The 13,423-nt window shown below is 55.9% G+C and carries 8 protein-coding genes; 2 read left to right on the top strand and 6 right to left on the bottom strand.

Annotated elements, in window-relative coordinates:
• Positions 1 to 286 precede the first annotated feature (286 nt).
• Together HMPREF1323_RS05565 and HMPREF1323_RS05560 are read left to right on the top strand one after the other, a co-directional pair.
• Entirely contained in the window at positions 287 to 3,019 is a 2,733-nt protein-coding gene (locus tag HMPREF1323_RS05565; RefSeq protein ID WP_009432935.1) for a dipeptidyl-peptidase 3 family protein, read from the top strand.
• Between the two features lie 6 nt (positions 3,020 to 3,025).
• Complete coding sequence (locus HMPREF1323_RS05560; RefSeq protein WP_009433014.1) at positions 3,026 to 4,627, top strand: sialidase family protein; 1,602 nt, start codon at positions 3,026 to 3,028, stop codon at positions 4,625 to 4,627.
• 377 nt (positions 4,628 to 5,004) lie between these two features.
• Here the strand turns inward: HMPREF1323_RS05560 and HMPREF1323_RS05555 are convergent, their stop codons facing one another.
• The 6 genes from HMPREF1323_RS05555 to leuS form a co-directional block, all read right to left on the bottom strand.
• Complete coding sequence (locus tag HMPREF1323_RS05555) at positions 5,005 to 5,895, bottom strand: carbon-nitrogen hydrolase (protein ID WP_009433156.1); 891 nt, start codon at positions 5,893 to 5,895, stop codon at positions 5,005 to 5,007.
• 5 nt (positions 5,896 to 5,900) lie between these two features.
• Positions 5,901 to 6,965 carry an agmatine deiminase family protein gene (locus HMPREF1323_RS05550; protein WP_009432893.1) on the bottom strand — a complete coding sequence of 355 codons (1,065 nt, stop codon included), beginning with the start codon at positions 6,963 to 6,965 and terminating at the stop codon, positions 5,901 to 5,903.
• 11 nt (positions 6,966 to 6,976) lie between these two features.
• Complete coding sequence (locus HMPREF1323_RS05545; protein WP_009433170.1) at positions 6,977 to 7,588, bottom strand: nicotinate-nicotinamide nucleotide adenylyltransferase; 612 nt, start codon at positions 7,586 to 7,588, stop codon at positions 6,977 to 6,979.
• A gap of 5 nt (positions 7,589 to 7,593) precedes the next feature.
• On the bottom strand, positions 7,594 to 8,781 hold the full coding sequence (gene pncB / locus HMPREF1323_RS05540) for a nicotinate phosphoribosyltransferase (RefSeq protein WP_009433137.1): 1,188 nt from the start codon (positions 8,779 to 8,781) through the stop codon (positions 7,594 to 7,596).
• A 160-nt stretch (positions 8,782 to 8,941) separates the two neighbouring features.
• Positions 8,942 to 9,940, bottom strand: coding sequence for a YitT family protein (locus HMPREF1323_RS05535; RefSeq protein ID WP_009433201.1), 999 nt, complete (start codon positions 9,938 to 9,940; stop codon positions 8,942 to 8,944).
• 45 nt (positions 9,941 to 9,985) lie between these two features.
• Complete coding sequence (gene leuS, locus HMPREF1323_RS05530; protein WP_009433058.1) at positions 9,986 to 12,769, bottom strand: leucine--tRNA ligase; 2,784 nt, start codon at positions 12,767 to 12,769, stop codon at positions 9,986 to 9,988.
• Positions 12,770 to 13,423: the final 654 nt, after the last annotated feature.

Below are 13,423 nucleotides of genomic sequence, written 5' to 3'. Positions count from 1 at the left end.
GAATATACCTCGCTGTCGTGAGGAATATACCTCGCTGTCGTGAGGAATATACCTCGCTGTCGAAAGGTATATACCATTTGCTCGAAAGGTATATACCATTTGCTCGAAGGGTATATACTATTTGCTCGAAGGGTATATACCTTTCGTCTAAAAGCTCCTTATGAGGGGAGGGGAGTGAAGCCTTTTTTCCCTGTCTACACGGGGAAATTCGGGGAATGGCCTCTTATTCGGTATCTTTGCTTAGGCAAGCCCCAGACGTGGGGACACCTTTATCCGCTTAGAATTGATGCAAACAGATACCTATACGAGTGCCCATGGGGCCTCTGTGACTCGCTTTGCCGACGTGGAGATCCTCCGCTATGAGATCCCAGGCTTCGAAACCTTGCCACTGGAGCGCAAGCTTTTTGTTTACCATTTAAGTGAAGCTGCCCTTGCTGGCCGCGATATTACCTTCGACCAAAATGGGCGCTATGGCCTGCGCTTGCGTGCGCTCTTCGAGGGCATCTACCTCGGCTACGAAGGCGATCGTACGAGTGTGGACTTCCGTGGTGTGGAGGAATATCTCTTCCGCCTGTGGTTCTCCTCGGGCATCCATCACCACTACGGCTCGGAGAAGTTCGAGCCGCATTTCTCCGAAGCCTATCTCCGTAGCTGCATCGAAGAGCTACAGCGAAGCAAAGGACAGCTCCTCCGCTTCCGTGGGAGAGAGCTTGACGAGCTCCTCGCAGTGGTCTTCGACCCCGAGCGTGAGCCACGCCGCACGGTACAGAGTGGCGAAGGCGACCTGGTGCAAGCTTCTTCGGCGAACTTCTATGCTCCCGACGTCACGCAAGCCGAGGCCGAAGCCTTCTACCGTGCAGCTTATGACTACCTCACCGAAGAGGAGCGCCAAGAGCCTCCTTCTCTCGGCCTGAATAGCCGCTTAGCAAAGACCGAAGACGGCCAGCTCTACGAAGAGGTCTACAAGCAGGACGGGCTCTACGGTGAGGCCTTGAGCCAGATCATCGCCCACCTCAAGGCCGCTGTGGCTTATGCTGAGAGCGAAGCCCAGCGCAAGACTATTCTTTCGCTCATCGAATACTACAAGAAGGGTGAGCTGGAGGAGTACAACCGCTATTCTATCCATTGGGTCGGCGATACGGAGCCTGTCGTGGACTTCATCAATGGCTTCACCGAAGTCTATACTGACCCCCTCGGGATGAAGGGGATGTGGGAATCGCTCGTGCATATCCGTGACGAGAAGGCGAGCGAGCGTACGGTGAAGATCTGCAGTGAGGCTGCGTGGTTCGAAGCGCATGCTCCCATTGATGCCCGCTTCAAGAAGGAGAATCCCCGTGGCGTATCCGCTACGGTCGTCTCGGTAGCTATGCTCGCTGGCGACTCTTATCCCGCTACGCCCATCGGTATCAATCTTCCGAACGCTGACTGGATACGTGCGACCTACGGATCGAAGTCCGTCACCATCGACAATATCCACGAAGCCTATCGCTTGGCAGCTCGTCACAGCGGGATGGATGCTGCCTTCGTCCCCGATCCTGCTACCCGTGCCCTGCTTGAGAAGTACGAAGGGGTGACGGAGCACCTACATACCGACCTGCACGAATGCTTGGGGCACGGCTCAGGAAAGCTCCTGGACGGCGTCTCGCCTGATGCTCTCGGCGCTTACCATTCGACGCTGGAGGAGGCACGTGCCGATCTCTTTGCCCTATACTATATGGCTGATGAGTATCTCGTAGAGTTGGGGCTCCTTCCCGATACGGAGGCGTACAAGGCATGCTACTATCGCTACCTGCTCAACGGGCTTGTCACGCAGCTTGTACGTATTCGCCCAGGGCACGTCCTTGAGGAAGCCCACATGCGCAATCGTGCTCTCATCGCTCGCTACGTACTGGAGCGTGCCACTGCTTCGGGCGCTGCTGAGCTTCGCGGCCTGGAGCTTATCGTCCACGACTATGCAGCTCTTCGCCCCATCATCGCCGAACTTCTGGCTGAGGTACAACGTATCAAGAGCGAGGGAGATCAGCCTGCAGGTCGCGCCTTAGTGGAGCGCTACGCTATCGACGTAGATCCCAAGCTTCACGCCGAGGTGCTGCGTCGCTACGCTACGCTTAATATCGCCCCCTACAAGGGCTTTGTCAATCCCCGCCTTGAGCTTGTCTACGATGCCGAAGGCGGTATCACCGATGTCCGTGCGACCTATACCGAAGGCTATGCCGAGCAGATGCTTCGCTACAGCCGTGAGTATGCCACGCTCCCCGAAGATCCAACGACAGCCGAGCAGGTTCGTCACCCCGAGCCCTCCGATGCTACACTGGAGGCGGCTAAGGCTCTACGCGGAAGTCTGCGCCATGCTATGGACGGGCAAGTCGCTTCGTCTATGCGCTCGAAGGGGCTTTATTACGGCATCAACTTTGGCCTTACGCTGGACTATATCCTTCGCCTGGCGGAGAAGCAGCCGAAGTCTGCCGATCTGGCTCGCTATATCCTCAGCCGAGATGTGCGTGAGCTGAAGATCATCGGGCAGCTTATCTATCCCGAGGAGGCCGTGACGTACGAAGTGGCTACGCAGCTGGCTCTCTCATCCTTCTCTAACCCTGAGCTGCGTGACTATCTGGCAAAGCACTTCTTTGACCGCATACCCGAGGCTCCCTATTGGGCGCTTGACTGGATCTTCACAGAGCATTCACAGCGCTGGGAAGATTTACTCCCCGTGGCCTTTACGATCTTAGCACGCTGGCTCTCGCAGGGCTTCCACATCGAGCATGAAGCGCACCGCAAGCGCTTGCTCTCGGAAGTCCTGGAGATCCTCTCCGATAGCGAAGTGCCTTTCCCCACGCCTCTTCAGCGCACGGCTCTGCTTATGCTCAAGCGCTGGGGACGCTCGGATGAGGCGCTACGTAGCGAAGTCCTTGCCTCGCCGCTCCTCAAGGCTTGGGCTGAGGGAGAAGCTCCCGTGCAGCGCGAGTTCGCTGACGACCTGACGTTTGAGTTCGAAGAATTTATCACTAACCCATCATAACCCTTTATGAAGACCTTCCTCTTAGCCTCGGCTTGCTTGCTGCTTGCCTCGGGGACTTCCCTTCCCGCAGCAGCTAGTAGCACGATCGCCCTCGTGAGTGTTAGTCCGGATAGCACGGCGCGCTATCAAGAGCATGGGACGAATGCCAGCCTCATCGGGCGTGGCTTCGACCAAGCGCTCTTCACCTTTACGCTCCCCGTGGCTGTCGGCTCTACGCTGGAGTCCGTGACGATTGATCTCAGCGGTACCTCCCGTATTAAGGATGTCCGTCAGCTGAAGCTCTATCGCACGAAGAACAAGGATCGCTTTGACCATCGCACGCCCGGGCAGCTCGTAGCCTCTGCGCCCGTCAAGCGTGCTTCTCGCGTCAAACTCGATCTCTCTCCACGTACGACGATCTCGAGCGATGATGCCTTCTGGGTTGTCTGTGATATAGCCCCTTCGGCGCAGGAGGGTGGGGAAGTCGTCTCTCGCCTTAGTGCGCTGAAGACGTCGAGCTATGAGCTCTCTGCACTCCCCGATGCGAAGGAGCACCGCCATGGTATCGTCCTGCAGCGTAGCTTGGTCTGGGCACCTGGCGAAGGTGGCTCACTGCACTACCGTATCCCCGGTGTCGTCCGTCTCTCGGATGGAACCCTCGTGGCAAGCATTGACCGCCGCAAGAAGAATGTCAATGACCTGCCAGGAGATATCGACGTGGAGATCAAGCGCTCGATAGATGATGGTAAGACTTGGAGTGCGCCTATCACGGTGGCTCGCGGTACGTCTGAGCACGGCTACGGTGATGCTGCCATGGCTACCGACGGACGTACGATCTACATGGTGATGGTCGGTGGCGCTGGTCTTTGGCATTATCCTTCGCATGCCACGCATCCTATCCAGATGTACTTCACTAAGAGCACAGATGGTGGCCGCACATGGGAGCCTGTGACCAATATCACGAAGTCTATCTACCGTGATCGCTTCGAGTACGGTGGCTTCTTCGCTTCGGGCAACGGGATCATTACCTCCACGGGCCGCATCATCTTCGTTGCGGCTATCCGTACGGAGGAGGCTTGGGGGGGACGCGCTGATAACGTCTTGGCTTACTCTGACGACCAGGGGAAGACATGGCAGATCTCCGAGACCGCTCGCGTCAATGGCGACGAGTCAAAGATCGTCGAGCTCTCCGACGGCTCGCTGCTGGTCTCTTGCCGCAATCGTGCTGGTGGCCTGAATGCGCGTACCTACGTACACTCCAGCGATGGCGGCAAGACGTGGTCTGAGCCCAAGCAGTGGAATGAACTGATGGGTAATGCTTGTAATGGTGGCTTCGCCCGCTACGCACCCGTCGGTAGCAAGAAGAATGCAAACCTCCTTCTGCACACCCTCCCCGCCAGCGCCACGCGCGACCACCTGAAAATCTTCCTTAGCGAAGACGAGGGTAAGACTTGGCCTTATTCGCGTGAGCTCTGCCGTGGCGAGTCGGTCTATAGCGAACTGATGATCTTCCCCGACGGGACGATCGGGATCATCAGCGAAGAGGATGATAACCCCGGCTTCGATATCTACTTCACGCGTGTGAGCCTTGACTGGATCCGCAAGGGTAATGCGCCTCGCAAGAAGTAGCACTCCCCAAGCAGAGGTACGCTCATAAGCCTTTCCGCTCTCGGAAGTAGGCATAGAATTAAAGGGCTGATTTCGCACTGGCGAAGTCAGCCCTTTAATTCTAAGCGCCCGAGGAAGCGATCGTATATGGGGCGTAAAACTTCCGTATATGCGCCGCTAAATTTCCGTATATGCGCCGCTAAATTTCCGTATATGCGAAAATAAATTTCTGCATATACGAAAAAATCTTTCTGTATATACGGAAATTTCCCTCCGTATATACACCGTGGAATGCCCGCATATATGGCGTGATATTTCCTCGGTATTTGCATAGTAAAGCGCCCCGCCTGCAGGTCTGTCTGCGGGCGGGGCGCTTTGGCTTTTAGGGGATAGGGCGACTACTTGCGGTAGCGCTTCGTAAGGTCTTCGAAGTAATCAATGCGTCGGTCGCGCAGGAAGGGCCACCAGCGGCGTACCGATTCGCTTCGGGTGAGGTTGACTTCGACGATCTGGATCGCTTCTTCTTGCCCCAGCTCGCAGAGCAATTCCCCCTGTGGGCCAGCGACGAAACTATGACCCCAGAAGCGGATACCCTTGGTCTGACCCGATGGGTCTTCTTCGTGGCCCACACGGTTCACCGCGATCACGGGGAGGCCATTGGCTACGGCGTGACCGCGCTGGACGAGCTGCCAGGCATCGCTCTGACGGCTCTGCTCTTCGACGACGTCGCTACTTTCGTAGCCAATAGCCGTGGGGTAGATGAGCATCTCGGCTCCCGAGAGTGCCATGAGGCGGGCTGCTTCGGGATACCACTGGTCCCAGCAGACGAGTACACCGAGCGTACCGACAGAGGTCTCGATGGGCTCGAAGCCCAGATCCCCAGGGGTGAAGTAGAACTTCTCGTAGTAGGCGGGGTCATCGGGGATGTGCATCTTGCGATACTTCCCAGCGATGGAGCCGTCGCGCTCCAAGACCACGGAGGTATTGTGGTACAGGCCTGCGGCACGACGCTCAAAGAGCGAGAGGACTAAGACGATCCCCAGCTCGGCAGCCAGCGCACCGAACTCCTCCGTGCTTGGCCCAGGGATGGGCTCCGCTTGGTCGAAGACGTTGACATCCTCCGTCTGGCAGAAGTAAAGGCCGTTGTGAAGCTCTTGCAGTACGACCAGCTCTGCGCCTTGGGCTGCTGCCGAGCGGATGGCTTCCTTCAGACGGCGCTTGTTGTCGGAGTGGTCGGCGGTGTTGGCCTGCTGAATGAGGCCGACGCGAAGTATTCTCTTTTCGGACATAGGTCTTATCTCCACTTATTCTTGTTGATGAAGCCACGGGGGAACTGCATCGTGGCGCAGTGTAGGCTACCATGCTGGTAGATGAGTGCACGGCTGGGCACGGCGACGATCTCGCGGTCGGGTACAGCAGCTTTCAGGCGCTCAAGTGCTACGGCATCGGTCTCGACGTCGTAGGTAGGTACGAGGAGCGCACCATTGACGAAGAGGAAGTTGGCATACGTGGCGGGTATGCGCTCTCCTTCCTCATCATGCAGGGCGGGAGGCAGGGGCAGAGGGATAAGCTCGTAGGGAGCACCGTCCTTCGTACGCAGTGCTTCGAGCTCCTTCTTCATGCGCTCCAGCTCGTGGTAGTGGCTATCCTTAGGATCTTCGCAGCTGACATAGGCAATGGTCGTCGGAGTGAGGAAGCGAGCGAGCGTGTCGATATGCCCGTCGGTATCGTCGCCCTCGATCTGGCCGTTGGTGAGCGTAAGGAGACGCTCGCCCCCCAGGATCTCAATGAGGTACTGACGGAGGGCTTCGTCATCGACGCCCGCATTGCGGTTGGGCTCGACGATTACGCTCTCGGTAGAGAGTAGCGTCCCAGCGCCATCACTTTCGATACCGCCGCCTTCGAAGACAAGGCTAAGGGCATTGGTATATGCCGTCTCGGGGACGAAGGCACGCGAGAGGTAGAGGGCACGCGTAATCAAGTTGTCCTTGTCGGCTGCGAACTTCATTCCCCAGCCGTTGAAGGTGAAGTCCACGATCATGGGGCGCTCGTTGCCCTCTTCGTCCGTAAGCAGGAGCGAGAGGGGAGCATAGTCGCGGCACCAGGTATCATTGCAGTCCATCTCCATGATGAAGAGCTCGTGCTTGTGCTCGCGGTCAGAGAGGAGGCTGCGCACATGCTCGGGATCCTTGGCGAGGATGAGGAGGTCTTCGTAGGCGAGGATGCTCTCAGCCATCTGCTTGTAGCAAGCTTCTATTTGGGGCAAGCGCGAAGCCCAGTCCATCGTCTCATTGGGCCAAGAGATCAGGACGAGGTCTTGCTCCACCCACTCGGGGAGGAAAGTTAGACGTGGGGTCATAGGGATACTTATTAGGATTGTAGGGAAAGAAGCTGTGCTCGGAGCTCTTCCCAGAGCTCGGGGACAGCTGTCTCAGCGCTGCGGTCTTCTCCACTCAGTGCAGCTTCACGTAGCTCGGTCGCAGCCAAGTCCATTTGTGGAGCTTCGGGGTGGAGATGTAGCATCGCTTCGGGAAGGGCTGCAGGGTCAATGTCCTCCAGCGGATAGCCTGGGCGAGGATAGACGTGCAGGGGGATAATCCTCAAGAGCCGCTGGTAGTCATACCAGCGGTCTATGAGGCGGAGGTTGTCACTCCCGATAAGGAGCGAGAAGTCATATTCGGGATAGAGGAGGCGTAGCGCTCTTATGCTCCGCACCGTATAGTGGGGTAGCGGCAGTAGCTCCTCCAGCGTGATCAGTCGTAGGCGTGGCTCACCGTGTATGGGACGGCGTATATAGTCTGCTCGCCAAGCGAAGGGGAGCTGTGATGCACGGTCCTTGAGTGGGTTGAGCGGGCTCAGCACGAGCCATACTTCATCGCACGGCAGGCTATCCAGCGCAAACTGTGCCAGATGTAGGTGGGCACGATGCAGTGGATTGAACGAGCCAAAGTAGAGGCAGACGCGTCTCCGTGAGCTAACCACAGGTACTATATCTGTACGGGCAGCCCGAGAGTACGCTGAGCGAGCTCGATCTCTTCGGGCTCACCGGTGTGCTTGCCATCGACGTCGCTGAGCTTGACGCAGGGATTCCAGCGCTCCTTCTCTGTCATCTTGCACTTCCAGAGCTTCATGACGATGTTCATAGGGCGCACACCATTGCCGACGTCATTGGAGAAGTTCGTGCCGATACCGAAGCTGGCACCGATACGGCCCTTGCAATAGTTGGCGATCTCGATAGCGCGCTCAGGATCGAGGCCATCGGAGAAGATGATGTACTTGATGGTGGGGTCTACGCGCAGCTCTCGGTAGCGAGCGATGACTTTCTCCGTGAACTGGAGTGGATCCCCGCTGTCGTGGCGCAGGCTGGTGAAGAGCATAGCGTGCTTCTTACTGAAGTTGCGCATGAAGACATCCGTCGTGTAGGTATCTGTAAGTACCGTACCGAGGTCTCCGTCGTAGACATTGATCCAGTCTTCCATAGCCATGTAGTTAGCCATCTTGTAGCCGAACATAGCGCCGTGGAACTGAATCCACTCGTGGGGATGAGTCCCCGATACGCGAAGGCCATGCTTATAAGCATAGTAGACGTTGCTCGTGCCGAAAAGGTAGCCAGCAGCGTGCTCCTTGAGAAGCTCCGTCACGCGGTCTTCGATAGCAGCACTGAAGCGACGACGCATACCGAACATTGAGAACGTGATGCCGTGCTCAGCGAGCTTACGAGCCTTGCTGATGATCGTGCGCTCGGTGTACTCCATGTCGGGCTGAGCACCGAGCATCTTATAGTAGAGCTCGCTCACGAGAGCAAGGATAGGCGTCTCCCAAAGTGTGACGCGATAGAGCAGGCCTTCGGCGATGATAGACAGGTGGCCCTCAGCATCCTGCTCAACCTTTACTTCCTCGGGGTCAAAGCGGAAGCCTCGTACAAAGTCAATGTACGTCGGGGGGAGGTAGGGGAGTTCGCGATATAGGAAGCTCGCCTCGTCCTTAGTCAGGGCGAGCTTAGACATCTCTTGGATCTCCTTCTTTAGCTCTTCGGCAAAGCCCTGAGGGTAGGTCGTCTTCTCACGGTCGATGAAGCGGAACTGCCCATAGGCTCGAGGGTAGAGCTTGGAGTAGGCATAGCTCGTGGTGAACTTATAGAGGTCTGTATCTAATACGCTTTGGATGATAGCCATGATGTGGTAGTATTATTTGTGACTATGTTATGCTCGCAAAGATAAGGATATATAGTGTCACTACCTTATCTGATATAGGCAGATACATAAAAGCCCCACCCCTACGGCTCTGTGCCTTGATGGGGTGGGGCTTATATTATAAGGTATAGGGAGATCGGGCTTACTTGATCTTCTTGAGGCTTTCGAAGCCTTCGCCATAGACGCCCTTTACAGCTCCATTGGAGACGAAGGCCTTGGGGTCAATCTCTTCGATGATGCGCGAGATAGCTACAGACTGCTGCTTGCGCACTACGACGAGGAGGACCTTCTGAGGCTGGCCCGTGTAGCCCCCCGTAGCTTCGAGCAGGGTACAGCCACGACGCAGACGAGAGGTGATCGCATCATTGATCTCTTGATACTTCGAGCTGAAGATCATGAACTGCACCGACTGGCGGTTGCCACTCGTGTACCAGTCCATCGTCATCGCCAGGAGTACGACCTCGATGAAGGACATGACGAGCTTGTCAAAGGCCACCAGCGGGTCGATCTTGATGTCTGCCAGATAGACGTTGGCAAAGTAAGAGAAGAGTACCACCGTACCGTCCACTGCGACGAAGATGCGCCCGAAGGACATATTGCGGTACTTGCTGATGAGTGCGACGATGACATCCGTCCCCCCAGAGCTACCATTCACAGAGAAGATGAGCCCCAGCCCGAGACCACACATCATAGACCCGAGGATGAGAGCCAGCAGAGGCTGATCCTTGAGGACCATCAGATGCCACAGCTCTTCGACACGTGGGTCGGGAATAGCGGTACGCGTAGCGATGGGCACGAGCACAGCAAGGAGACCAATCCCGATGAGGGTCTTGATGAAGAAGTTCTTATCCAGGAAGAGGAAGGCTATGACAAGGAGGCTGATGTTGATGATGTTGTACGGGATGTCAACCTTGATCCCTGTGATGATCGTGATGATGTTACAGATCCCCATGAGCCCTCCCGTGGTGACACGCTGCGGATAGATGAGGAAGCTGAAGCCTACAGTGTAGAGGAGTACACCCATCAGCACGATCAGGAGGTCTTTCCAGAAGTACTTGGAGACCGCTTGATGAGAGAGTTCATGGAAGAGATCCTTGAACTTCTGGCCGAGGAACGTCAGCAGATTGAAATTCTGTGCCATTGTTACTTGTTAGTGAGGTTGGTAGAGGTTAAGCTATTGTGATTACTATAATACGATGTTGATGATGCGGCCGGGGACGATGATGACCTTCTTAGGAGTCTTGCCCTCGAGCCACTTCTGTGCTTCGTCAGCCGAAAGTACGGCCGCGCGGATCTCATCCTGAGATGCTTCACGTGGCAGCTCGATGGTGAAGCGTGTCTTCCCATTGAAGCTCACGGGGTACTTGAAGCTATCCTCGACGAGGAGCTTCTCATCATACTCGGGCCACTGGGCAGCGACGATGGTCGTCTCTTCACCGATGGCATGCCAGAGCTCTTCGGCGATGTGAGGAGCGAAGGGGGCGAGGAGGATGAGGAGAGGCTGGAGTACCTCGCGAGAAGACGTCTTCAGACCCTGCAGCTCGTTGATACAGATCATGAAGGCAGCTACGGAGGTATTGAAGGAGAACTGCTCGACGTCCTGCGTCACCTTGCGGATCAGCTTGTGCAGGCTCTTGAGTTCTTCCTTGGTAGCGGGTGTGTCAGTGACACGTAGGCCGTCGGCAGAGTAGTACAGCCCCCACAGCTTGCGGAGGAAGCGGTGTACGCCGTCGATACCATTGGTGTCCCAAGGCTTGCTCTGCTCAAGAGGACCGAGGAACATCTCATACAGACGGAGCGTGTCGGCACCATAGCGCTCGACGATCATATCGGGGTTGACGACATTGTACATCGACTTACTCATCTTCTCGACGGCCCATCCGCAGATGTACTTGCCATCCTCGAGGATGAAGTCAGCCGTAGCGTACTCGGGGCGCCAAGCACGGAAGGCTTCGAGATCGAGCTGGTCGTTGTAGACGATATTCACATCCACGTGGATGGGGGTCGTGTCGTACTGATCCTTGAGGCCGAGGGAGACGAAGGTATTCGTGTCCTTGATGCGGTAGACGAAGTTGGAGCGACCCTGGATCATCCCCTGATTGACCAGCTTGCGGAAGGGCTCATCCTCTACGACGAGGCCGAGGTCATAGACGAACTTATTCCAGAAGCGGCTATAGATGAGGTGACCGGTAGCATGCTCTGCACCTCCGACGTAGAGGTCTACATGGCGCCAGTAGGCATTCTTATCGCGACCGACAAGTGCCTTGTCATTGTGTGGATCCATGTAGCGGAGGTAATAGGCGGAGCTACCAGCGAAGCCTGGCATTGTGCTTAGCTCGTAGGGGAAGCCTTCGGCGGTGTGCCAACCCTTAGCACGACCAAGAGGGGGCTGACCATCGGAGGTGGGGAGGAACTTATCTACCTCGGGGAGGCAGAGGGGCAGTTCATCTTCGCTGATGGTATGGGCTGTCCCCTCGGCATCATAATAGATGGGGAAGGGCTCGCCCCAGTAGCGCTGGCGGCTGAAGATAGCATCACGCAGACGATAGTTCGTCTTGACCTGTCCCAGCCCTTCGCTCGTGATGTGTGCCTTCATCTTGGCGATGGCATCCGTGACGGAGAGACCAGTGATGATACCTGAGTTGATGAGTACACCGCTCTTGCTGTCCTTGGATTCCTCCCAAGTCGCAGGATCGGTAGCTTCTTCGCCTTCGGGGACGACAACCTGAATGATAGGCAGGCCGAAGTGACGAGCGAAGGCAAAGTCTCGGCTGTCGTGAGCGGGTACGGCCATGACGGCTCCCGTCCCATAGCCTGCTAAGACGTAGTCACTGATCCAGATGGGGATCGCTTCGCCTGTCAGCGGATTAGTCGCATAGGAGCCAGAGAAGACCCCAGAGACGCGACGATCAGAGAGACGGTCACGCTCGGTGCGGCGGCGAGTGGCTGCCAGGTATTCGTCTACGGCAGCCTGCTGCTCGGCGGTAGTGACCATGGGTACATAGTCACTCTCGGGGGCTAAGACCATGAAGGTAACCCCATAGATCGTATCGACACGCGTAGTGAAGACGGAGAGCTCTGCTCCATCACCACCCACGAGAGGGAAGCGAACCTCTGCACCTTCGCTCTTACCGATCCAGTTGCGCTGTGATTCCTTGAGGGATTCACTCCACTCGAGGTCGTTGAGGCTGTCGAGTAGGCGGCCAGCATAGGCCGAGACGCGCAGACACCACTGCTGCATCTTCTTCTGCTCTACGGGATGGCCTCCGCGTTCGCTCACACCGTCGTGGACTTCGTCGTTGGCCAGTACAGTGCCGAGAGCAGCACACCAGTTGACCATCGTCTCTCCGAGGTAGGCCAGACGATAGTTCATCAGGGTCTGCATCTGCTTCTTCTTATCCCAGCTACGCCATTCTTCGGCGGTGAAGGAGAGCGCTTCGCTTTCGGCTACATTGATTCCCTTAGTCCCTTCGGCCTCAAAGTGGGCGATGAGCTCAGAGATAGGAGCAGCCTTGCCTGTAGCATTATTATAATAGGAGTGGAAGAGCTTGATGAAGACCCACTGCGTCCACTTATAGTACTCGGGATCGGAGGTGCGTACTTCGCGTGACCAGTCAAAGCTGAAGCCAATCTGATCCAGCTGCTCACGGTAGCGACGGATATTCTCCGTAGTCGTTACTTCAGGGTGCTGCCCCGTCTGGATCGCATACTGCTCAGCGGGAAGCCCGAAGGCATCGTAACCCATGGGATGGAGTACATTGAAGCCACGAAGTCGCTTGTAGCGGGCGAAGATGTCCGAGGCGATATAGCCTAATGGGTGACCGACATGCAGGCCTGCTCCCGAGGGGTAGGGGAACATGTCCAGGACGTAATAAGGGGGGCGGCTGGGATCTTCCGTGACACGATATACGTCTTCTGCTCGCCAGTACGCTTGCCAGCGTGCTTCGATAGCTCTAAAGTTATATTCCATCTATAGGTAGTTGACTTGTCTTTAATGAACACGCAAAGGTACGTTATTTGCTTCAAAATGTTGCGACTTCAATCCTGCTTTTGATGCCCTCACAGATATTTCTCTTGAGGAGGTTTGTCAGGCTTGCGAAGGGCGTCTTTTAGAGGGTGGTAGCTTGCCTTGATATGGCTCTATGGAATGTATAGCTATGGGAGGGTAAAGTAACCAGTACTGCTCGACGAGTTGACCAGTACTGGTTGGTAATAGTGACCAGTACTACTTCGCTTCGTGACCAGTACGGGTCAGAACGCCGACCAGTACTGGTTTGATTTTACTCTATTGCAGAGCGGCTTGGGATAGGAGGCAAAGTGATTGATACATAGTGAACTGGTGGTATCCCGTTTTGAGATACTTTCTACAGTGCTATTCGTCGTAAGATGGGTGCTACCTGAGTGGCTGTCTACGTCGCTTGAGTCGATTCGTAAACGACTACTGATCTGCGTGCGAATGACTATAAGTTCAGGGGCTAAACGACTATTTGTTTCGTATATGAACGACTATTGGTTTGTACTTGGAGTGACTACTGGTCTGAGATCAAACAACTATTGCAGCAGTTTTACCTTTCAATTGCTTCGCTTCACTTCCTCCCAAGGTAGGTCAATTGAAAAGCTGTGT

It is taken from the genome of Porphyromonas sp. oral taxon 279 str. F0450, from assembly GCF_000292995.1.
GTDB lineage: Bacteria > Bacteroidota > Bacteroidia > Bacteroidales > Porphyromonadaceae > Porphyromonas > Porphyromonas pasteri.
Note: the sequence above shows the minus strand (reverse complement) of the source record. Positions and strands in the feature narration are given on the sequence as shown.